This is a genomic window from Kitasatospora sp. NPDC101447, assembly GCF_044767225.1.
In the GTDB taxonomy this organism is placed as follows: Bacteria; Actinomycetota; Actinomycetes; order Streptomycetales; family Streptomycetaceae; genus Kitasatospora.
The window spans coordinates 1-20,087 of the sequence record NZ_JBIWNL010000060.1 but is presented as its reverse complement, the minus strand read 5'-3'; the positions used below and the strand labels follow the sequence as shown (position 1 = coordinate 20,087).

The 20,087-nt window shown below is 74.2% G+C and carries 17 protein-coding genes; 7 read left to right on the top strand and 10 right to left on the bottom strand.

What is annotated here, in order from left to right:
* Positions 1-155: 155 nt before the first annotated feature.
* Positions 156-518 carry a peptidoglycan-binding protein gene (locus tag ACIRST_RS40920; protein ID WP_396553352.1) on the bottom strand — a complete coding sequence of 121 codons (363 nt, stop codon included), beginning with the start codon at positions 516-518 and terminating at the stop codon, positions 156-158.
* Between the two features lie 101 nt (positions 519-619).
* A complete protein-coding gene (locus tag ACIRST_RS40915) occupies positions 620-1,375 on the bottom strand; it encodes a DapH/DapD/GlmU-related protein (RefSeq protein ID WP_350526180.1) in 756 nt (251 codons plus the stop codon).
* Between the two features lie 240 nt (positions 1,376-1,615).
* On the opposite strand from ACIRST_RS40915, the gene ACIRST_RS40910 reads away from it, so the two are divergent.
* A complete protein-coding gene (locus tag ACIRST_RS40910; protein WP_350526179.1) occupies positions 1,616-2,380 on the top strand; it encodes a maleylpyruvate isomerase family mycothiol-dependent enzyme in 765 nt (254 codons plus the stop codon).
* A gap of 158 nt (positions 2,381-2,538) precedes the next feature.
* On the opposite strand, the gene ACIRST_RS40905 is transcribed toward ACIRST_RS40910, so the two are convergent.
* Positions 2,539-3,312 (bottom strand): enoyl-CoA hydratase family protein, encoded by a 774-nt coding sequence (locus ACIRST_RS40905; RefSeq protein ID WP_402809555.1) that lies wholly within the window; start codon positions 3,310-3,312, stop codon positions 2,539-2,541.
* Positions 3,313-3,590: 278 nt separating this feature from the next.
* Here ACIRST_RS40905 and ACIRST_RS40900 point away from each other — a divergent pair, with 278 nt between their 5' ends.
* Complete coding sequence (locus ACIRST_RS40900; RefSeq protein WP_402809552.1) at positions 3,591-4,409, top strand: ATP-grasp domain-containing protein; 819 nt, start codon at positions 3,591-3,593, stop codon at positions 4,407-4,409.
* A 63-nt stretch (positions 4,410-4,472) separates the two neighbouring features.
* Positions 4,473-4,877 carry a RidA family protein gene (locus ACIRST_RS40895; RefSeq protein ID WP_350526176.1) on the top strand — a complete coding sequence of 135 codons (405 nt, stop codon included), beginning with the start codon at positions 4,473-4,475 and terminating at the stop codon, positions 4,875-4,877.
* 99 nt (positions 4,878-4,976) lie between these two features.
* On the opposite strand, the gene ACIRST_RS40890 is transcribed toward ACIRST_RS40895, so the two are convergent.
* Complete coding sequence (locus tag ACIRST_RS40890) at positions 4,977-6,341, bottom strand: MFS transporter (RefSeq protein ID WP_402809549.1); 1,365 nt, start codon at positions 6,339-6,341, stop codon at positions 4,977-4,979.
* Between the two features lie 306 nt (positions 6,342-6,647).
* Between ACIRST_RS40890 and ACIRST_RS40885 the strand changes: the two genes are divergently transcribed.
* Together ACIRST_RS40885 and ACIRST_RS40880 are read left to right on the top strand one after the other, a co-directional pair.
* On the top strand, positions 6,648-7,634 hold the full coding sequence (locus tag ACIRST_RS40885) for an ArsR/SmtB family transcription factor (protein WP_402809546.1): 987 nt from the start codon (positions 6,648-6,650) through the stop codon (positions 7,632-7,634).
* 180 nt (positions 7,635-7,814) lie between these two features.
* Positions 7,815-10,118, top strand: coding sequence for a glycosyl hydrolase family 18 protein (locus tag ACIRST_RS40880; RefSeq protein ID WP_402809543.1), 2,304 nt, complete (start codon positions 7,815-7,817; stop codon positions 10,116-10,118).
* 188 nt (positions 10,119-10,306) lie between these two features.
* Here the strand turns inward: ACIRST_RS40880 and ACIRST_RS40875 are convergent, their stop codons facing one another.
* Positions 10,307-11,572 (bottom strand): geranylgeranyl reductase family protein, encoded by a 1,266-nt coding sequence (locus ACIRST_RS40875; protein ID WP_396553343.1) that lies wholly within the window; start codon positions 11,570-11,572, stop codon positions 10,307-10,309.
* A gap of 262 nt (positions 11,573-11,834) precedes the next feature.
* Here ACIRST_RS40875 and ACIRST_RS40870 point away from each other — a divergent pair, with 262 nt between their 5' ends.
* Positions 11,835-13,199 carry a dipeptidase gene (locus ACIRST_RS40870; RefSeq protein WP_402809540.1) on the top strand — a complete coding sequence of 455 codons (1,365 nt, stop codon included), beginning with the start codon at positions 11,835-11,837 and terminating at the stop codon, positions 13,197-13,199.
* Here the strand turns inward: ACIRST_RS40870 and ACIRST_RS40865 are convergent.
* On the bottom strand, positions 13,175-14,050 hold the full coding sequence (locus ACIRST_RS40865; RefSeq protein ID WP_402809537.1) for a DUF4184 family protein: 876 nt from the start codon (positions 14,048-14,050) through the stop codon (positions 13,175-13,177). The genes ACIRST_RS40870 and ACIRST_RS40865 overlap by 25 nt on opposite strands.
* 181 nt (positions 14,051-14,231) lie before the next feature.
* A complete protein-coding gene (locus tag ACIRST_RS40860) occupies positions 14,232-15,299 on the bottom strand; it encodes an NUDIX domain-containing protein (protein ID WP_350526170.1) in 1,068 nt (355 codons plus the stop codon).
* A 421-nt stretch (positions 15,300-15,720) separates the two neighbouring features.
* Between ACIRST_RS40860 and ACIRST_RS40855 the strand changes: the two genes are divergently transcribed.
* Positions 15,721-16,635 carry a ribokinase gene (locus tag ACIRST_RS40855; protein ID WP_350526169.1) on the top strand — a complete coding sequence of 305 codons (915 nt, stop codon included), beginning with the start codon at positions 15,721-15,723 and terminating at the stop codon, positions 16,633-16,635.
* A gap of 176 nt (positions 16,636-16,811) precedes the next feature.
* On the opposite strand, the gene ACIRST_RS40850 is transcribed toward ACIRST_RS40855, so the two are convergent.
* The 3 genes from ACIRST_RS40850 to ACIRST_RS40840 form a co-directional block, all read right to left on the bottom strand.
* The gene (locus ACIRST_RS40850; protein ID WP_350526168.1) at positions 16,812-17,699 is read right to left on the bottom strand and encodes a C40 family peptidase; all 888 of its coding nucleotides are present in this window, start codon (positions 17,697-17,699) and stop codon (positions 16,812-16,814) included.
* Between the two features lie 359 nt (positions 17,700-18,058).
* A complete protein-coding gene (locus tag ACIRST_RS40845) occupies positions 18,059-19,480 on the bottom strand; it encodes an acyl-CoA synthetase (RefSeq protein WP_402809532.1) in 1,422 nt (473 codons plus the stop codon).
* 329 nt (positions 19,481-19,809) lie between these two features.
* The coding region (locus ACIRST_RS40840) for an electron transfer flavoprotein subunit alpha/FixB family protein (protein WP_360262577.1) at positions 19,810-20,087 on the bottom strand (278 nt) is incomplete at its 5' end.

Here is a 20,087-nt window from a genome sequence, read left to right as displayed (position 1 = left end):
ATCGCCCCGCACCCGCGCCGCCGCCGTTCACCGGACGGGCGACAGCACGGGTGCCTGCGGAGCCCCCGGCCGGCGGTCCGGCCGGAGAGTCCGCGAGGCCCGGTCATCACCGAGGCCCGGTCATCAGTGAGGCCGGGGCCTCGGAGAGCCCGAGCTCAGCAGTCGAGAGAAGTGTGGGCCAGCACCCAGCCGTTCAGCTTGTCCCAGGTCTGCGGGCCGACGACGCCGTCCTGCCCGATGCCTGCGCACCGCTGGAACCGCCAGACGGCCGCGTCGGTCGCGTTGCCCCAGACCCCGTCCTCGCTCAGTCGGGCGCTCCCGGACGAGTACGGGACGTGGTTGAGCTCGCACTGGAGCTGCTTCACCGCGTCACCGGTGCTGTTGTACCGCAGGGTGGGCTGGGCGCCGGTGTAGCCGCAGTACTGCGAGGCCTGCGCCGACGCGGCGGGCGCGGTCGCGATCCCGGCCGCCAGCACGATTGCGGCAGTGGCGAGGCCGCCGACGAGACGATTGCGCATGGAAGTCCCCCGTAAGTCGATCAAAATCGAACGAACGGCACACTAGCCGATGCACCACAGGACGAACGGAAAATCCACCTGAAGGATCGACAAAACGATGGTCAGTCCTGCTGCCCCGGCAACCTGAGGTCCCAGCCGACCAAGGCGCGCAGTTGCTCCGCCGTCACGCCCTCCGGCACCGGCTGCGGCGCCTCGTGGCGCAGCGGCGGCTGCCAACCCTCCTCCTCGGTCCAGCGACGGACGACCTTGGCCGGTGCACCCGCCACCACGCTGTGGTCGGGCACCTCGCCGCGCACCACCGCGCCCGCCGCGACCACCACGTTGCGGCCGATCCGCGCCCCCGGCAGGATCACCGCACCGGTGCCGATCCAGCTGCCCGCACCGATCTCCACCGGCTCGTTGCGCGGCCACTGCTTGCCGATCGGCAGGTCGGTGGCCCGGTACTCGTGCGCCTGGTCGGAGATGTAGACGCCGGGCCCGGTCCACACGTCATCGCCGAGCACGATCGACTGGTGGCCGACGATGTGGCTGTCCCGGCCGATCACGCAGCCGCCGCCGATCCGCACGATCGGCTCCGGCCCGAGGTCGAGGCCGGGCAGGAAACCGGCGCTGATGGTGACCCGCTCACCGATGATCGAGAACGGTCCGATGGTGATCCACTGCTCGTTGAACACCGCCCCCAGCGGGAAGGCGAGGGTCGTACCGTCCCCCAGCTCGCCGAACCGGTACGGTCCGGGGCTCTGGTTGGTGACCGCCCCGGTCCGCTGCACCCAGCGCCAGCCCCGGTGGACGAGGCGTCCGGCGACACGGCGGCCACCTGCCCGGACGGCGGAGACGAGGGAACGGGTTATCGGCATGCGCTCACGTTACCGGCCCGTAGCGGAAGCCCGGCCGCCGGGCGGCCAACATCACACCGGCCCCTCCCGCCCCGGCCGCACCACCGCCGGAGCACCGCCGCTGCACCACCACCGGAGCCCACCGGAGCCCGCCGCACCTGCGGGCCGCAGGCGGCAGGCCCCGACCCCAACCCCCCAACCATTCGAAGAAATGTCCGAATTCCGCGCCCGTCGACGATCCGCGATGGAAGACTCCGTGCCATGGAGATCATCGAGCACATCGACGCACTGCGGCACGAGGGCATCCGGCTCGCCGAGGCCGCCGCCCGTACGGACCTGTCCGCCCCGGTCCCCACCTGCCCGGAGTGGCAACTGCGCGACCTGCTGCAGCACGTCGGTCATGTGCACCGCTGGGCCACCGCGTTCCCGTCCCGGGGGCTGCAGACGCCGCTGGACGACGCGGGCGAGCAGGCCGCCGTCGGGCCGATGCCGTCGGACGCGGCGCTGCTCGACTGGTACCGCGAGGGGCACGCCACCCTGGTGCACGCGCTCACCGAAGCCCCGGCCGACCTCGATTGCTGGACCTTCCTGCCCGCGTCCAGCCCGCTGGCGTTCTGGGCCCGGCGCCAGGCGCACGAGACCGCCGTCCACCGCCACGACGCCGACGCGGCCGCCGGGGCGCCCGGCCCGGCCGTGGACACCGTGCTCGCCCTGGACGGCATCGACGAACTGGTGCGCGGCTTCATGACCCGCAGCCGGACCAAGCTGCGCAGCGACCGGCCACGCACCCTCCGGATCCGCACGACCGACGGCCCCGGCTCCTGGCTGCTGACGATCACCCAGGAGCCGCCGGCCGTCACCACCGGCGAGAGCGCCGACGCGGCCGACCTGACCCTCACCGGCCCCGCCCGCGAGCTCTACCTGATGCTGTGGAACCGGCTGCCCGCCGAGCAGGCCCCGGACGTCGAGCAGGCGGGCGACCGGAGCCTGCTCGACTTCTGGCGGGAGGCAGCGGTGGTCCGCTGAGCGCGACGCCGGCCACGGGGGGGCGTGACGCCCACTGACCGGGCGTGCAAGCGGGCGGGCGCGACCCGAGCAGCCGCGCCGGCGAACCCAGCGGTCAGCGAACCCGCCGGTCAGCGAACCCGACAGTCAGCGAACCCAGCGGTCAGCGCACCCAGCGGTCAGCGCACCCAGCGCGCGGGCCGCTTCTCCAGGAACGCCCGCATGCCCTCCTGCGCCTCCTCCGAGCCGAACAGCCGCGCCGACAGCTCGACCAGTTCGTCGGCGTCACGCTCGAAGGAGCGCACCACATCGGCGTTGGCGAGGCGCTTCGACTCCGCCAGCCCCTGCGGGGAGCCCTGGCGCAGCGCGTCCAGCAGGCCCTTCAGCACGACGCCGGTGTCCTCGGCGGACCCGGTGGCGCTGCTGATCAGGCCGATCCGGGCGGCCTCGGCGGCGTCGAAGACCTCGCCGGTGAGGTAGTAGCGGGACGCGGCACGCGGCTCCAGCTTGGGGCGCAGCGGCAGCGAGATGACGGCGGGCGCGAGGCCGAGCCGGACCTCGGTGAAGGCGAAGGTCGAGGCCGGTCCGGCGACGGCGAGGTCCGCCGCGCCGACCAGGCCGAGGCCGCCGGCCCGGACGTGCCCGTCGATGACCGCGATCACCGGCTTGGTGCAGTCCACGATCGCCCGCTGCAGCTCGACCAGTCCGCGCGGTCCGACCGTCGGGTCCGCCCCGGTCGCCTCGGAGAGGTCCGCACCCGCGCAGAACACCTTGCCGGTGTGCCCGAGCACCACGGCGCGGACCTCCGGGTCGGCCGCGGCCGCCTCCAGCCCGGCGCGCAGCTCGGCCATCAGCCGGGTGGAGAGCGCGTTGCGGTTGTGCGGCGAGTCGAGGGTGAGCGTGGTGACGGCGTCGGCGGTGCTGACGCGGACGAGGGGCTCTGCGCTGGTCATCGGCGGGGCCTGCCTTCCGGCTGAGGGTGGGTCGGACTGCGGGCGCGGTCCGGGGTGCCCGGACGGCGCCCGGACGACTCTGGCACGCCCACCCGCCCCTCGGCCAGAGCCAACCCGCCGCACCCAGCGAGCCGCCGACGGTACCCAGCCACCGGCCCGACCGTGACCGACCCGCCGACGCGCACGGAACCGGCCCGCCGCCACACCCGGACCGGCCCGCCGCGCACGAGCCGAAATCCGCTGGTGACACCCGCCTCCCCCACGGCAGCATCGTCGCCATGACCACCGACACCCCCGTCCTGCTCCTCGCCCCGCGCATCAACGAGACGGGCCTGCAGCTGCGCACCGCCGCCGGGCGCCGCGGCCTGCGGGCGTGCGTCGCGACGTCCTGGCAGGCCCCGCGCGAACTGCTCGACGCGCGGGTCCACGTGTACGGCGGGCCGCTGTTCGGTGACGCCGTCGGACGGGAGCTCGGCCTCGGCCTGCTGGAGCCGGCCGCCGACTGGCTGACCCGCCTGCCGCTCGCCCTGACCGGGCGCCGGGTCACCGCCACCACGCTGGCCGAGGCGCGTCGGCTGCGGCGCCCGGCGTTCGTCAAGCCGCCGGTGGACAAGCTGTTCGCCGCCCGGGTCTACCCCGACGGCGGTGCCCTGCCGGGGCCCGCGGTGCTGGACGCCGACACGCCGGTGCTGGTGAGCGAGGTGGTGCGGTTCGTCACGGAGTACCGGCTGTTCGTCCTGGACGGCGAGGTACGGGCCGGCTCCCGGTACGCGGTGGACGGCGAGCTGTCCGTCGCGCCGTTGGAGTCCGCGGGGGCACCCGACGGGGAGGCCGCCGAGGTGCTCGCGTTCACCCGGGACGTCCTGGCGGCCTCGGCGGCAGGGGCGCCGCTGCCGAGCGCCTCCGTGGTGGACATCGGGCGTACGGAGAACGGCCGTTGGGCGGTGGTGGAGGCCAATGCGGCCTGGGCCAGCGGTGGTTACGCCGCCGATCCGGAGGCCGTCCTCGACGTGGTGTTGCGCTCGGGCGGGCCGGCCGCCCAACTCCCCGCCACCGACCGCCCGTTCCTGCGCGATCTGCCCGAGGTGGTGCGCTGAGGCCGGTCGGCGGACCGGAGCCGGAACTTGCGACGGTAGCGGATCACCGTCAGGATCCGCGGCATGACCACCTCTCACCTCACCCACATCGCCGAGCCTCCCGGTGTCGCACCCGGCACCGGCTACACCCAGGTCGTCACCGGCACCGGCCGGCTGGTCCAGGTGTCCGGCCAGGTCGCCTTCGACGAGCAGCGGAACCTGGTCGGCGAGGGCGATCCGAAGGCCCAGGCGCGGCAGGTCTTCGAGAACCTGCGCCGCTGCCTGGCCGCTGCCGGGGCCGGGTTCGAGCACGTCGTGAAGTTCACCTTCTTCATGACCGACATCGCCTACCTCGCGGACATCCGCGAGGCCCGCGACGAGTACCTGGGCGCCCTGCCCCTGCCCGCCGCGTCCGCGATGCAGGTGGTGGCCCTGTTCAGGCCCGACGTGCTGATCGAGATCGAGGCCCTGGCGGTCCTCCCCGCGTAGTCGGCCGGAGCCGGCCGGGGCCACCCGGCCTCGCGCCGCGGCCTCGTCCCGCACCGCGCCGCCCGAACACACCGCCCCGGACTCATCACACCCCCGGACTCACGACGCCGTGCGGATCGCGTCCCGCCGCCCGGCCCACCGCACGGCGGGACGCATCGCCAGGCCGGCGGCCGCCAGCACCGCGCCCAGAGCGACCCAGCCGACCGCGCCGTACCCGATCACCAAGGTGCTGACCAGTGCCGGACCGGCCATCAGCGCGGCCGCCGTCCCCGCGTTGAACACGCCCTGGTAGGCGCCGTGGTCGCGCTCGCCCGCGAGGTCGTAGCTGAGTGCCCAGGCGCCCGCCTGGGCGCTCACCTCGCCCAGCGACTGCAACGCGACCCCGCCGAGCACCACCGCGGCCGCGGCGATCGCGGGCAGGCCGTGCGCCAGCGAGATGACCAGGCAGGACGCGGCAAGCACCACACCAGCGCGGCCGCAGGCCCGGGCGGCCCCCGCGCGTTCCTCGGTTCCCCGGGTGGCCCGCACCTGCAGGGTGATCACCAGCAACGTGTTGACGATCAGGGTGCCCGCGACGGTGATCCGCGGCGCAGCGGTCTCCTGGACGATCCAGAGCGGCACACCGACCTCCAGAACGGCGAACTGCAGGCAGAGCAGGGCGTTCAGCACCGTCACGGCCACGAACGGACCGTCCCGCAGAGCGGGGTTGCGCCGTCGACCCTGCTTGACGCCCTTGTCCGAGGGATCCGACGTGTTCGCGACACCGGTGTTCCCCGACGACTCGGAGGCCGGCGTTCCGGGCACCGTCCCGGGCACAGACGTTCCCGTCACCCACGGGCGCGGCGGAACGACGAGGCAGTGGAACAGCACGGCGACGGCCACGAAGGAGACGGCATCGGCCAGGATCGCCGTCAGGTAGACCGGTCGGCTGTCAGCCTGGAGCGCGATCGCGCCGAGGCCCGTCCCCAGGCAGATCCCGATGTTGGTCACCACCCGCAGGTGGGCCCGCCCCGCGACCCTGCGGTCGGCGGGCAGCACCTCGGCGTAGAGCGCGTTACGCACGGCGGCGGAGCCCCGGTCCACGCCGGAGACCAGGCAGGCGAGCGCCACGAAGGCCGGGTAACTGTGCACCAACGCATACCCGGCGGTGCCGACCGCCTGCACCGACACCAGCACCACCAGCACCCGCCGGGCGCCCCAACGGTCGGCTGCCCGACCGGCCGGCACGCTCGCGGCGACCCCGCACAGGCCGGCGGCCGTCATCCCCAGGCCCAACTGGGCGGCGCTCAGGCCGAGCACCCGGGTGAAGAACAGCACCGCGACGGACAGCGAGAGGCCGTTGCCCATCGTGTTGACCAGGGTGATTCCGGCCAGCCGACGGACCGTCGGATCGGGGTGGAGGCGCCCTCGCAGAGCGGTGGCGACTCCGCTCCGGCCGGGGCCCGACGGGGCGTCAGGATTCACGGCCTCCGAATGGCTCACGACCTCCGCAGGACCCACGACCTCCGCAGGACCCACAGCAGCCTCCACGGGGCCCACAGCCTCCGCAGGACTCACGGGTGCCACGGCGCCTCCTTCGGGCGCGGCAGCGGTGTCGGAGGCAGCCGGTGGTTCGGGCACGGCACGGGAAGATGCGGAGGACTCCGCCGTCGAGGTGGTCATGCGTGGATCTCACCGCCCGCCGGAGCGGTGCGGGTACTCCTTTAGGCTATGGCTAAATCAGAGTCGGGCGCTGCAGGTCCCGGCCGGACCCGGCAGAAGGACGCCCCCGTGCACCGGTTCACCCTCCGCCTGGCCGACCTCGCTACCACCTGGTTCGCCGTCTCCCCGATCCACGAGGCCGTGCTCAGCCTGCGGATGTGGACCCACCCGGGCGTCTACCACCTCCAGACCCGGGCCTTCGAGCAGCTCAGGCCCTCCTTCGAACGGTTGGACTCCCGCCTGCTGCTCTCACTCGTCGCCGAGAACCGCTTCGTCCCCGACTTCCTGACGCCCCGCCCGGTCTCCCCTGCCCCCGACTTCCGCTCCGAGATCGCCACCGTGCGCGCGTTCCCGCCGGAGCAGTTGCGTGCCGAGATGGAGCAGACCTTCCTGTCCCAGGGCCGGCGGCTGCCTGCTGGGATCGCCACCGGAATCGCCCGCCCGGAAAGGCTGTTGGCGCGGATCTGCGACGCGCTGGAGGAGTACTGGGAGGTGTGTCTCGCCCCCACCTGGTGGCCGCAGGCCCGCGCGGTGCTGGAGGCCGACCTGGTCTACCGCGCCCGGATGCTCGCCCAGCACGGCGCGGCGGCGCTCTTCGCCGACCTGGACCACCGGCTCCACTGGGAGAACGGCGTCCTGTCGATCTACCGGAACTGGACGGACGGGGACGTGGAGACCCCCGTTGACGGGCGTGGCCTGGTGCTGTGCCCGACGTTCTTCGTCCGCGGCGCGATCACGATGATCAGCAACGACCGTGCGCCGCAGATCAGTTACCCGGCGCGCGGCCAGGCGGGCATGGCCGGCCGGGGGGCGCCGGTGCCGCCGCAGGCCGTCGAGGCTCTGGTCGGCGCACCGAAGGCCCGGCTGCTGGCCCTGCTCGCCGAACCCGCCTCCACCACAGACCTCGCCTACCGCCTCGGCGTCACCCCGGGAGCGGTCAGCCAGCACCTCTCCGTCCTCGCCGCCACCGGCCTGGTCACCCGGGCCCGGCACGGCCGCTCGGTGCTGTACCGACGCAGCCCGCTCGGGGACGAACTGACGGGCGCGAACGGATGACGCGGGCGACCGGCTGACGGGGCGAACAGCCTACGAGCGTGGTACAGACCTGTTGACGCATTGGTCCAGTCCTCCTACAGTTCCCATGCCTTCACCCCCCACGGCGCAGGCACCGATCGCACACGGATCAAACCCGGTTCTACACCCCCTGTTCCAACCCCCACAGTCACAGGGAGAACCATGTCCGCTCGATCCCGGGCCGGACGCCCGCGCGTGCGCAGCAGACTGCTCGCACTGCTCGCCGTCCTGCTCCTCCCCCTCGCCACGCTCACCGCGCTCGCCGCCCCGGCGAACGCCGCCGGAAGGCTCACCGCCACCTTCACCACCGCCGACAACGGTTCCTGGTGGCAGGGCACCTACGTCGTCCACAACGACAACGCGACCGCCGTGTCCGGCTGGGCCCTGGAGTTCGACCTCCCGGCCGGCGTCACCATCGGCAACAGCTACAACGGCACCGCCACGGTCACCGGCCGACACGTCAGCGTGGTCGCCGCGTTCTACAACTCCACCGTCAACGCCCACGCCACCACCGAGCCGTACAGCTTCTGGTTCGTCGGCAGCGGCCCGGTCTCCACCCCGCTCAACTGCCGCATCAACGGCGACAAGTGCGACGGCACCCCCGATGTCCCGCCGTCCGCCCCGGGCACCCCGACGGTCACCGAGTCCACCGCGCACACGCTCGCCCTGAGCTGGCCGGCCGCCACCGGCGGGGACTTCCCGGTCGCCTCGTACGACGTGCTGAACGGCAGCACCGTCCTCGCCTCCAGCCCGACCACCGCCACCCTGGTCACCGGCCTCACCCCGGCCACCTCGTACACCCTGTCCGTCCGCGCCAGGGACAGCCGCGGCAACACCGGCCCGTCGAGCGTGCCCGTCACCGCCGCCACCTTCGACCCGTCCACCGACCCCGTTCCGCCCACTGCGCCGACCGGCCTCCGGACCACGGCGGTCGGTTCGACGGACGTGACGCTCGCCTGGACCGCCGCGACCGACAACGTCCGGGTCGCCGCGTACGACGTCTACCAGGGCGGTGCCCCGGTGGCGACGGTCACCGGGAAGACGCTCACCGCCACCGTCAGCGGCCTCTCGCCGTCCACCACCTACACCTTCACGGTGAAGGCCCGCGACGCCGCCGACAACGCCTCGCCCGCCTCCGCCCCGCTCACCGCGACCACCTCGGACCTGGTCGGCGCCGGCAGGTACGCCCGGGTCGGCTACTTCGTCCAGTGGGGCATCTACGGCCGCCAGTACTTCGTCAAGAACCTCGACACCTCGGGCAGCGCCGCCAAGCTGGACGTCGTCAACTACGCCTTCGAGAACATCGATCCGGTCAACCTGACCTGCCTCGCGGGCGTCACCAGGGGCACCACCTCCAACCCCCAGGACCCGGACCAGGGCACCGGAGCCGGTGACGCCGACGCCGACTACGCCCGCCCGATGAGCGCCGCCCAGTCGGTGGACGGCGTGGCCGACGACGGCTGGGGCAAACTCCGCGGCAACCTCAACCAGTTGAAGAAGCTCAAGGCCAAGTACCCGAACCTCAAGGTGGTCGTCTCGCTCGGCGGCTGGACGTACTCCAAGTACTTCTCCGACGTCGCCGCCACCGACGCCTCCCGCCGCAAGTTCGTCAAGTCCTGCGTCGACACCTGGATCAAGGGCAACCTGCCGGTCTACAACGGCGCCGGCGGCGACGGCGTCGCGGCCGGGATCTTCGACGGCATCGACCTCGACTGGGAGTGGCCCGGCTCCGGCGACGGCCACGCCGGCAACCACTGGAGCGCCGCCGACAAGGACAACCTGACCCTGCTGCTGGCCGAGTTCCGCAAGCAGCTCGACGCGACGGGCGGCTCGCACAAGCTGCTCACCGCCTTCACCCCGGCCGACCCGGCGAAGGTCGCCGCGGGCTGGGACCTCGGCAGGATCTTCGGCTCGCTGGACATCGCCAACGTCCAGGGCTACGACTTCCACGGCTCGGGCAGTGACAACTCCTGGGAGCCCGACCGCACCGGCCACCAGGCCAACCTCTTCCCGGACCCGAACGACCCGTACGGCAGCCACTTCAGCGTGGACGCGGCCGTCCGGACCTACCTCGACGCCGGGGTCAACCCGCGCAAGCTCACCATCGGCTTCCCGTTCTACGGACGCGGCTGGCAGGGCGTGGCGGACGGCGGCGCGAAGGGCGTCTGGCAGTCCGCGAGCGGGGCCGCACCGGGCCAGTTCGCCGAGGAGGCCGGCACCCGCGGGTACCAGAACCTGATCACCGGCGTGCCCGGCCTCACCGTCTACCACGACCCCAAGTCGGTTGCGACGTACGGCTACACGGGAGCCGGCGGCCAGTGGTGGACCTTCGACGACGCCTGGTCGATCGCCCAGAAGACGGCCTACCTCAAGTCGAAGAACCTGCTCGGCGGCATGATCTGGGAGATGTCCGGCGACACCCCGTCCGGCACGCTCATGACCGCTCTCGACACCGGCCTCAGGTAGCCGGCACCGGCGCCCCGGTACCGGGCGCCCGAAGCCGACCGCCACGCCACGCCACGCCACGCCACGCCACGAGAACGGAACGGGAACGGGAACGGGGCGGGTGCTCCTCCACCACGGGAGGAACACCCGCCCCGCACCGGTGCACCGGCCCGACGTCGGCCGCGGGCGTCGGCCGGAGGCGCCGGGCCCTACCGCGACGCCATCGACATCAGCTTGCGCGCCGCCCGGTTCTGCCGCAGCACCTGGGCGAAGGTGGTGTGCCCCTGGGTGGTCCGGGCGAAGGCCCGCCACGCCGCCGGCACCAGGCTGACCGCCGCGTGGAAGAGGTACGGCCGCCGCTCGAAGGCGCCCAGCAGCTGCTTGCCCGCGCGCATCTCCACGCCCAGCCCGGCCTTGATGGCGAACGCGTAGTTCAGCGCCTCGCGACGCACCTCCGCCGCGTTGCCCGCCTCGGCGACCTTCACCGCCCACTCGCCGGCCAGCCGGCCCGAGCGCAGCGCGTACGAGATGCCCTCGCGGGTCCACGGCTCCAGCAGTCCGGCCGCGTCCCCGGCGACCAGCACCCGACCGCGCGAGAGCGGCGAGTCCTCGGCCCGGCAGCGGGTCAGGTGCCCGGACTCGACCCTGGGGGTGAAGCCGGACAGGCCCAACCGCCGGATGTAGTCGGCGAGGTACTGCTTGGTGCGCTCTCCGTCGCCGCGCGCCGAGATGACGCCGACGGTCAGGCTGCTGGTCTCGGTCTTCGGGAACACCCAGCCGTAGCTGCCGGGCAGCGGGCCCCAGTCGAGGTGGATCCGGCCCGCCCAGTCGGCGGCGACCTGGGGCGTCACCGGGATCTCCGCCTCCAGGCCGAGGTCGATCTGGTCGAAGGTGACGCCGACGTGGCGGGCGATCCGACTCGCGCTGCCGTCCGCGCCGACCACCGCGCGGGCCTCGAAGGTGCGTCCGTCGGCGGCCGTCACCAGCGCGGTGCGGTGCTCGCCGCCGCGCTGCTCGACACCGGTGACGGTCACTCCGGTGACCAGCACCGCCCCGGCCGCCTTGGCCGCCTGCACCAGGCGCAGGTCGAACTCGTCCCGGTTGACCAGGCCGAACAGCATCCGCTGGGAGCGCCGCGTCCGGGTGTACCGCCCGTCGTACGCGAAGGTGACGGCGTGCACCCGGTCCTGCAGCGGCAGCCGGAAGTCCGGCGGCAGGCTGTCCCGGGAGGGGCCGATGATGCCGCCGCCGCAGGTCTTGTAACGGGGGTGCTCGGCCTTGTCGAGCAGCAGCACCCGGCGGCCCTGGGCGGCGGCCGCGTGGGCGGCCGAGGAGCCGGCCGGTCCGGCGCCGACCACCACGACGTCCCAGACGCCGTCCGGCGGCGAGGCCGGGTCGCCGAGCGGCGCGGCCGTCTCGTCGTCGTTCGGGCTGTCGAGCGGGCTACGGGAATCGGAGCTTCCGGAGTCAGTCACGTCGAGCAATCCTATGCGTCCGCCCGCCCCGCCGGTCGCAGCACCGCCCGAGCGTCCTCACGAACCCGCCGCACGGCTCCGGCCACGCGACCACGCCCGACAGCATTGACCACGCGGGCCCCGAGCCCCCGGCTCCCGGCCCGCGGCCCCCGAACCCCCGGCCCCCGAGCCCCGGAACCCGCTCCGCCTATGATCGGCGGTACCCCAACCGCCCCCTCCGCCCGCAGCACCCCGCGGGCGGACGCATCCCCTCGGAGCCCCGATGTCACAGCCCCTGGCCGACGCCGTCCGGTCCCTGATGGACCGTGCCCGCACCGACCTCGCCGAGCTGGTCGCCTTCCCGTCGGTCGCCGACCCGCGCCAGTTCCCGGTCGAGGAGTGCGAGAAGGCCGCGCGCTGGGTCGCCGACGCCTTCGCCGCCGAGGGCCTGACCAACGTCCAGCTGCTCGACACCCCGGACGGCACCCAGTCCGTCTACGCCGAGCTCCCGGGCCCCGAGGGCGCGCCGACCGTGCTGCTCTACTCGCACTACGACGTCCAGCCGCCGCTGGACGCGGACGCCTGGCTCAGCCCCGCCTTCGAACTGACCGAGCGTGACGGCCGCTGGTACGGGCGCGGCGCCGCCGACTGCAAGGGCAACATCCTGATGCACCTGACCGCCCTGCGGGCGCTGCGCCAGGTGTACGGGGACGCCTACCCGGTCGGTCTGAAGATCATCGTGGAGGGCTCGGAGGAGCAGGGCACCGGCGGCCTGGAGCGCTACGCCGAGGCCCACCCCGAGCTGCTCGCCGCCGACGCCATCATCATCGGCGACACCGGCAACTTCGCCCCCGGTCTGCCCACGGTGACCGCCTCGCTGCGCGGCATGACGGTGGTCGAGGCCTCGGTCACCACCCTGGGCGGCAACCTGCACTCCGGCGCCTTCGGCGGCGCCGCCCCGGACGCGCTGCAGTCGCTGGTCCGGATGCTCGCCTCGCTGCACGACGAGAACGGCGACGTCGCGGTCGCCGGGCTGAGCGCCGACCAGACCTGGGAGGGCGTGCAGTACCCGGAGGAGCAGTTCCGCTCCGACGCCAAGGTGCTCGACGGCGTCGCCCTGACCGGCACCGGCACCATCGCCGACCGCCTGTGGGCCCGCCCGTCCGTCACCGTGCTCGGCATCGACGCCCCGCCGGTGATCGGCGCCACCTCCTCCGTCCAGGCCGCCGCCAAGGCCCTGATCAGCCTGCGCGTCCCGCCGGGTACGGACGCCACCGCCGCCCAGGAGGCGCTGGTCGCCCACCTGGAGGCGCAGGTCCCGCTCGGTGCCGACCTCACCGTCGAGCGCCAGGGCTGCGGCTCCCCGTTCCGGGCCGACACCACCGGCCCGGCGTACGAGGCGATGGGCGAGGCCATGGCCGAGGCCTTCGGCACCGACATGGTGGCCTCCGGCGAGGGCGGCTCGATCCCGCTCTGCAACACGCTGCGCTCGCTGTACCCGCAGGCCGAGATCGTGCTGATCGGCGTCGAGGAGCCGACCACCCAGATCCACGCGGTCAACGAGAGCGTCGACCCGCAGGAGCTGGAGCGGATGGCCCTCACCGAGGCCCTCTTCCTGCGCCGCTACGCCGAACTGCGCTCCGTCTGACGGACGTCGGGCCGGGGGCTGCTCGCGGCCCCCGGCCCCGGTCGTCCGCCGCGCAGCCGGCGGGCGGCCGCCACCACCGCCGCGTACCCGACGGCGCCCACCGCGAGCCCCGCGCCGGCGCCGAAGCACACCTCCGGAACCAGGTTCCGCTTCAGCGGGCTGAGCCGGTGCAGCACCCCGGCCGCCGTCGCCGCGCCCAGCACCGCGACGGCGGTCCGCCGCGTCCGGGGCGCGAGCCCGACGGCCGGCCGCACCGGCTCGACCGCACGTACCGCCCGCGCCGCCCAGCCGCCCATCGCCACCAGGGCGAGCGCCGAACTGCCGTACTGCAGCGCCTCGTACAGCGGCACACCGGCCACCGACCGGTCCAGTACGGGCAGCAGCCGAACGCCCAGCCGGCCGCCGTGCGTGAACGCGTCCCAGCCCACGTGGGTGGCCGCGCCGATCGCCGCCGACGCCGCGAACCACACCGCGTCGGCACCAGCGCCCGCGCCCGGTTCGGTGTCCGCGCCCGTGCCCGTGCCCGCCGTGGTGGCGGCCCGGCGGGTCGTCAACGCCTCGGCACCGCCCGCCCACCGCTCGGGCAGCAGCGCCACCAGCGGTCCGCGCAGCAGCCCGTGCCAGCCGGCCACCAGCGCCCCGGCGATCGCCACGTCCAGCGTCGGCACCGCCCACCAGCTGTGCGTCAGCCCGCCGTGGCCGTAGACCCCGGGCAGCAGCGACTCGGCGAAGAACGGCACGTCGGGCGCCATCGACCCGGCGACCAGCGCCGACGCGACCAACGGCCCACGCGCCCCGGCCCGGCGCAGCAGGGGCAGGACGGCGGCGGGGTGGCTCAGTGTGAACGGCATGCCCCCATCCTCGCGCCCCCGCCGTCGGCCCGGCCAACCCACCGGCCCGTACTGCACCGGCCCGTACTGCACCGGCCCGTCCGGCACCGGGCCGTCCTTGCAGCGGGCCGGCCGACCGCCACCCCGCCCGCAGCGCAGCCACCGGTTCGGTCGCAGCCGCCGGCTCCGCCGCACCCGCCGACTACGCCGCGTCCGCCGCGCTCGCCAGCCCGACGGCCACCCGGCACCCCGCCTCCAGGTACCGCAGCTCGCCGCTGCGCCGGGCGTCCAGGGAGGCCGCCAGACGCCGGTAGCGGCTCGGGGGCAGCAGCTCGGCGGCCTCGTCCAGCGTGACGAAGCGCCAGCTGCGCAGCTCCTCCTGCTGCAGCAGCAGGTTCTGGCGGCCCGCCGCGTCCAGCAGGCCGCCGTCGTACACCAGCCGCAGACCGCCGCGGCGCGGACCGGTGCGCGGCTCCCAGTCGACGGCGAGCAGGCGCAGCCCGGACGGGTCGAGGCGCAGGCCGAGTTCCTCGGCGGTCTCGCGCAGGGCCGCGTCGGTGGGGGCCTCGCCGCGCTCGACCACGCCGCCGGGGAAGTCCCAGTCGGGCTTGTAGACCGGGTCGACCAGCAGGACGCGGTCCTGCTCGTCGAAGAACAGGACGGCGGAGGCCACGGTGTCCCCGGTCGGGTCCGGGCTCTGGACGATCGGGCAGCGGGCGGCGCCGACCCGGACCAGCTCGGCGATCCGGAGGGCGGTCTCCCGCGGCGTGAGTTCGCTGGTGTCGACCATCCGGGCGTCCCCGACCAGCCAGCGACGGGCGGCGCGGTAGCGCGGCAGGTGCTCCAGGCACCAGGTCCGGACCCGCTCGCTGGCCTCCGGGTCGCCCGGGCACTCCTCCCGGTTGGCGATGCGCTCGCGCAGGATCGTTTCTTCTGGGTCCAGGACGAAGTGGTGCACCGTGATCCCGTGGGAGGCGAGGTCACCGAAGATCTCGTCCCGGTAGTCCTCTCTGAGCAGCGTCATCGGGACCACCAGCGGGCCCCCGACCTCGTCGAGCAGTGCGGCCGCCGTCTCGGGGACGAGTCGGCGCCAGGCCGCGAGGTCCTGGAAGTCGGACACCGTCGCCAGCCGGTCGGCCGGGAGCATCCGGCGCAGACCGAAGCCCACCTGCTCGGGATCGAAGAGCACGCTCCCGGGCAGCAGTTCCACCAGCTCGCGGCAGGCGCTCGTCTTGCCCGCCCCGAATGTGCCATTGACCCAGACGATCACAACGTCCCCTGCCCCTCGACTTCCCCCGATGCCGATCGCATCGGGCAGCGCCCCCGTCGGCCGAACCAGCGCCACCCGTGGTGGTACCCGCGTCACGCCGCTCCCCATGCCTCCCCACCGCGCCCGTCCGCGCGCCCCGGTCTGCCCCGTGACAGCGGCATGTGCCCAGGCCAGGCGCCCGGGGTCGGAAATATGCAGACCGGTCTACATCAAAATTGCACCCCTTCACCACTGCTCACGCACAGGAGATCGGATGGGCCGACTTCCTGTGCACACCCGCCCCTCGCCGCCGCACTCGACTCATGCGCCCCAGCCTGCACGGCGGCTTGCAGTGCGGTCCGCACCCCGGGTTGCACCCCGGTCTGCGCCCGCTGCGCCCGCCCGCTTGCGCCGCCGGCGCCCCGGCGCGTACAGAGGAACGATGAAGCTGCTGCCCGTCGGCCGAGTCGTCGTCATCGGATCGGTGAACACCGACCGCATCCTGCGCTGCCCCGTGCTCCCCTCCCCCGGCGAGACCGTCCTCGCCGACGCCGCCACCCGGGGCTTCGGCGGCAAGGGCGCCAACCAGGCGGTCGCGGCGGCCCGGATGGGCGCGGCGACGCACCTGGTCGCCAAGATCGGGCGCGACTCCGACGGCGAGGCGGCGCTCGCCGATCTGCACGGCGCGGAGGTCGAGACGGGCTCCGTGCTCACGCACCCCGACGCACCCACCGGTCAGGCGATCGTCATGGTCGACCCCTCCGGCGAGAACAGCATCGTCGTGGTCCCCGGCGCCAATGCGCACCTCACCCCGGACGAGGTGACCGCGGCCCTGGGCCGCCTCCGGCTCCTCCCCGTCGACGTGGTGCTCACCAGCAACGAGGTCCCCGCGGAGTGCATCCGCGCGACCGCCGCCGCCCTGCCCGCCGCGGGCCCCTCCGGCGGCACCCGCTGGCTGCACAACACCGCCCCGGCCGGCGAGCTGCCGGACGTCGGCCCGACCGGGCGCCGGCCGCTGGTCATCGCCAACGCCGTCGAGGCCCGCCAGCTCACCGGGGCCGCCGACGTCACCGAAGCCGCCCGGGCCCTCGCCACCCGCGCCGAGGGCGTGGTGATCACCCTCGGCGGTGACGGCGTCCTGGTCGCCGCGGACGGACGGTACGACCGGCTGCCCGCCCCGGCCGTCCGGGTGGTCGACACCACCGGGGCCGGGGACGTCTTCTGCGGCGCACTCGCCGCCGAGCTCGCGCGCGGCAGCGACCTCCGCGCCGCTGCCGCCACGGCCGTGGCCGCCGGGGCCTTCGCCGTCACCGCCCTCGGCGCCCGCGGCGCCCTCCCCCGCCCGACGGACCTCTGACCGCGGGACGGATTTCTGACCGCGCGTCGGACGACCGGACCCCGGACGAGACCGCCCCGGACGACCGAGCCGGACGACCGGGCCGGCCACGGACGACCAGCCGCAGGCCGGGGGCGCCGGCCCGACCGGACGCCCCCGACCTGCGGACTTGCGAACCCCCGGGCCCGCGGCAGCCGCTACGGCCGACCCATGTACGCCGGGTAGTAGCCGCTGCTGATACTGGAGATCCTGATGTTGGTCCCCGGCCGCGCGGCCTCGACGTACTGGTTGTTGCCCAGGTAGATCGCCACGTGCTGAATGCCCCGCGGAGTCCCGTCCGGCGACCAGAACAGCAGGTCACCGCGACGCAGCTGGCTCGCCTTGACCGGCGTGGTCGCCGCGAACTGGTCGTTGGCGACCCGCGGCAGGCTGATGCCGCCGCGCTTGAAGGACTGCTGCACCAGGCCCGAGCAGTCGTACCCGTCCGGCCCGTTGCCCGCCGTCCTGAACGGCTTGCCGAGCTGCGCGAGCGCGTACTGCACGGCGGTCTCGACGTCCGGGTCCGCGGCCACCGAGCCGCCGGAGGAACCCGAGCCCGAGGAGCCGGAGGAACCCGCCGACGAGGAGCCGCCCCCGGTCCGCGACAGGTAGACGTCGTAGTGCGTGGTCCAGCGCCACTCGCCCTTGCTGTTGCGGAACCAGTAGCGCGAACCGTCCCAGCCCTGCTTGATCCCCCCGCTCGACTTCGTGCCGCTCGACGACGCACCCGAGGACTTCGTCCCGCCTCCGGTCCGCGCCAGGTAGACGTCGTAGTGCGAGGTCCAGCGCCACTGCCCCTGGCTGTTCTTGAACCAGTACCGCGAGCCGTCCCAGCCGGCGTGGGCCGGCGCGGTCTCGGCGGCCGCGGGGCTCACACCGGTGCCGAGGCCGAGGACACCCGCTCCGGTCGCGATCACGGCCACCATGCCTATCCCCCGGCGGAGCCGCGCGGCCCGGGACGGACGGGGGGAACGGGTGGTGGCAGCAACCTGCTGCGCGGTCGGTTCGTCGGCGGCATCCGGCGCGCCGGTGTTGACGGTGGTCATACTGCTGACTTCCTTCACTGCTGCGGTCTCTGCGAGTCGCTGCGGATCGCGCGGCTCGCTGCGGACTACCGCCGGGCGGGCGGCTGCGGAACTGCTTCGAACCCGCCGTACGTCCCGGCGGCACCGGTCGGTACGGCTCGGCAGATCCCCGCCCGGACACTCCGCGGCCTCCGGCCTTGCGGCCGGGAGCCGCGACGTGTCACCCGGGGATTCGGTTCTGCCTGCCCGTCACGTTAGGCACGCGTCCGCTCACGGCGCGCAGTGGAGTGCGCCAATGGAAGGAAGGGCCGCCGGCGTGGGCACCGACGGCGCATCAGGGTGAGGACCCGTCACCGCAGGGGGCGTCCGACGCCCCCTCATCACCGACCCGCGGCCTCCGTCAGCAGCTGCTTCTTCAGCACCTTTCCCAGTGCGTTCCTGGGTAGTTCGGGCACCAGCACGACCCGGCGCGGCCGCTTGTGCACCGACAGCCGATCCGCCACAAAGGCCGTCAGCTGTTCCCCCGTCACGGCGCCGTCCGGGATGACGTACGCGACGATCGCCTGTCCGAGGTCCTCGTCCGGCACGCCGACCACCGCCGCGTCGGCCACCGACGGGTGGTCGCGCAGCGCGGCCTCCACCTCGCCCGCACCGATCCGGTAGCCGCCGCTCTTGATCAGGTCCACCGAGGCCCGGCCGACGATCCGGTGGAAGCCGTCCGCTCCGATCACCGCGACGTCGCCGGTACGGAACCAGCCGTCCGCCGTCCACGCCTCGGCGTCGGCGTCCGGCCGGTTGAGGTAGCCGCTGAACAGCGTCGGACCGGAGACCTGCAGCTCACCGACGGTCTCCCCGTCGTTCGGCACCGGTGCGCCGTCCTCGCCGACCAGCCGGGTGCGCACCCCCTCCAGCGGGAGGCCTACGCTCCCGGGGCGCCGTTCGCCGTCCGCCCTGGTGCTGACGGTGATCAGCGACTCGGTCATCCCGTAGCGCTCGATCGGGGCGTGGCCGGTGAGCGCGGCCAGCCGCTCGAACACCGGCACCGGCAGCGGCGCACTGCCGGAGACCAACAGCCGGGCCGAGGCCAGCCGGGCGGCCGCCTCCGGGTCCGCCGCCAGCCGGGACCAGACGGTGGGCACCCCGAAGTAGAGGCTGCCGCCGGCCGCCGCGTACCCCGCCGGGGTGGGCCGGCCGGTGTGGACCAGCCGACTGCCGGTGCGCAGGGCGCCCAGCACGCCGAGCAGCAGCCCGTGCACGTGGAACAGCGGCAGGCCGTGGGCGAGGGTGTCCTCGGCGGTCCACTGCCAGGCCGTGGCCAGGGCGTCGAGGTCGGCGGCGATCGCCTCCCGCCTGATCACGGCTCCCTTGGGCGCGCCGGTGGTGCCCGAGGTGTAGAGCACGAAGGCGGTCGAGTCCGCGGCCGGTTCGGCGTGGGTGGCGGCGGAGCGCCGCAGCGGATCGACCGCCAGCCCCTCGACGGAGCCGCCGTCGGGCAGCGCCTCCCCGACGGCGTGGGCGAGCAGCGCCGCACCGGAGTCGCGCAGGATGTGCTCGCGCTCCTTGGGCCCCGAGTCGGGCGGCAGCGGCACCACCGGGACGCCCGCCAGCAGGCCGCCGACCACGGCGGTGACCGTCTCGACGGTGGGCCGGGCGAGCACCGCCAACGCGGGGGCGCCCGCCACCCGATCCGCGACGGCGGTCGCCGCGCCCAGCAACTCCTCCCGGGAGAGCGCCCTGCCGTCGATCCGCAGCGCGTCCGCCGCGTCGCCGAAACCGCCCTGAAGTGCCGTCAGCAGTGCCATGCCACCGTCCTCGCCCTCGTCCCACGCCGTCACGTCACGTCCCGCGCATCACGGTCCGGCCCATGAGGTCCGCTCATGCCCCGCGCGTCACACGTCCGGCTCATGAACTCGACTCATGCCCCGCGCATCACACGCCCGGCTCATGAACTCGACTCATGCCTGCGACATGAGCTCGGCTCATGGCCACGACATGAGCTCGGCTCATGCCCGCACGTCACACGTTGCGCCGACTCTACGGGCCCCGGCACCACCCGCCGCGCTCGGGGGACGACGACGGAGGGCGTGGCACCGAGCACCCGGCACCACGCCCTCCGAACCTTCCCGCGGGATCAGGCCTTGCGGGCCTTCACCTCGGCGGTCAGCTGCGGCAGCACCTCGAAGAGGTCGCCGACCACGCCGTAGTCGACCAGCTCGAAGATCGGGGCCTCGGGGTCCTTGTTGACGGCCACGATGGTCTTCGAGGTCTGCATGCCGGCCCGGTGCTGGATGGCGCCGGAGATGCCCGCCGCGATGTACAGCTGCGGGGAGACCTGCTTGCCGGTCTGGCCGACCTGGCTGCTGTGCGGGTACCAGCCGGCGTCGACGGCGGCACGGGAGGCGCCGACGG

Excerpts from the sequence above, each read along its gene's own strand:
- ACIRST_RS40920 (WP_396553352.1), bottom strand. The coding sequence starts at position 518 with ATGCGCAATCGTCTCGTCGGCGGCCTCGCCACTGCCGCAATCGTGCTG.
- ACIRST_RS40915 (WP_350526180.1), bottom strand. The coding sequence starts at position 1,375 with ATGCCGATAACCCGTTCCCTCGTCTCCGCCGTCCGGGCAGGTGGCCGC.
- ACIRST_RS40910 (WP_350526179.1), top strand. The coding sequence starts at position 1,616 with ATGGAGATCATCGAGCACATCGACGCACTGCGGCACGAGGGCATCCGG.
- ACIRST_RS40905 (WP_402809555.1), bottom strand. The coding sequence starts at position 3,312 with ATGACCAGCGCAGAGCCCCTCGTCCGCGTCAGCACCGCCGACGCCGTC.
- ACIRST_RS40900 (WP_402809552.1), top strand. The coding sequence starts at position 3,591 with ATGACCACCGACACCCCCGTCCTGCTCCTCGCCCCGCGCATCAACGAG.
- ACIRST_RS40895 (WP_350526176.1), top strand. The coding sequence starts at position 4,473 with ATGACCACCTCTCACCTCACCCACATCGCCGAGCCTCCCGGTGTCGCA.
- ACIRST_RS40880 (WP_402809543.1), top strand. The coding sequence starts at position 7,815 with ATGTCCGCTCGATCCCGGGCCGGACGCCCGCGCGTGCGCAGCAGACTG.
- ACIRST_RS40870 (WP_402809540.1), top strand. The coding sequence starts at position 11,835 with ATGTCACAGCCCCTGGCCGACGCCGTCCGGTCCCTGATGGACCGTGCC.
- ACIRST_RS40865 (WP_402809537.1), bottom strand. The coding sequence starts at position 14,050 with ATGCCGTTCACACTGAGCCACCCCGCCGCCGTCCTGCCCCTGCTGCGC.
- ACIRST_RS40855 (WP_350526169.1), top strand. The coding sequence starts at position 15,721 with ATGAAGCTGCTGCCCGTCGGCCGAGTCGTCGTCATCGGATCGGTGAAC.
- ACIRST_RS40850 (WP_350526168.1), bottom strand. The coding sequence starts at position 17,699 with ATGACCACCGTCAACACCGGCGCGCCGGATGCCGCCGACGAACCGACC.
- ACIRST_RS40845 (WP_402809532.1), bottom strand. The coding sequence starts at position 19,480 with ATGGCACTGCTGACGGCACTTCAGGGCGGTTTCGGCGACGCGGCGGAC.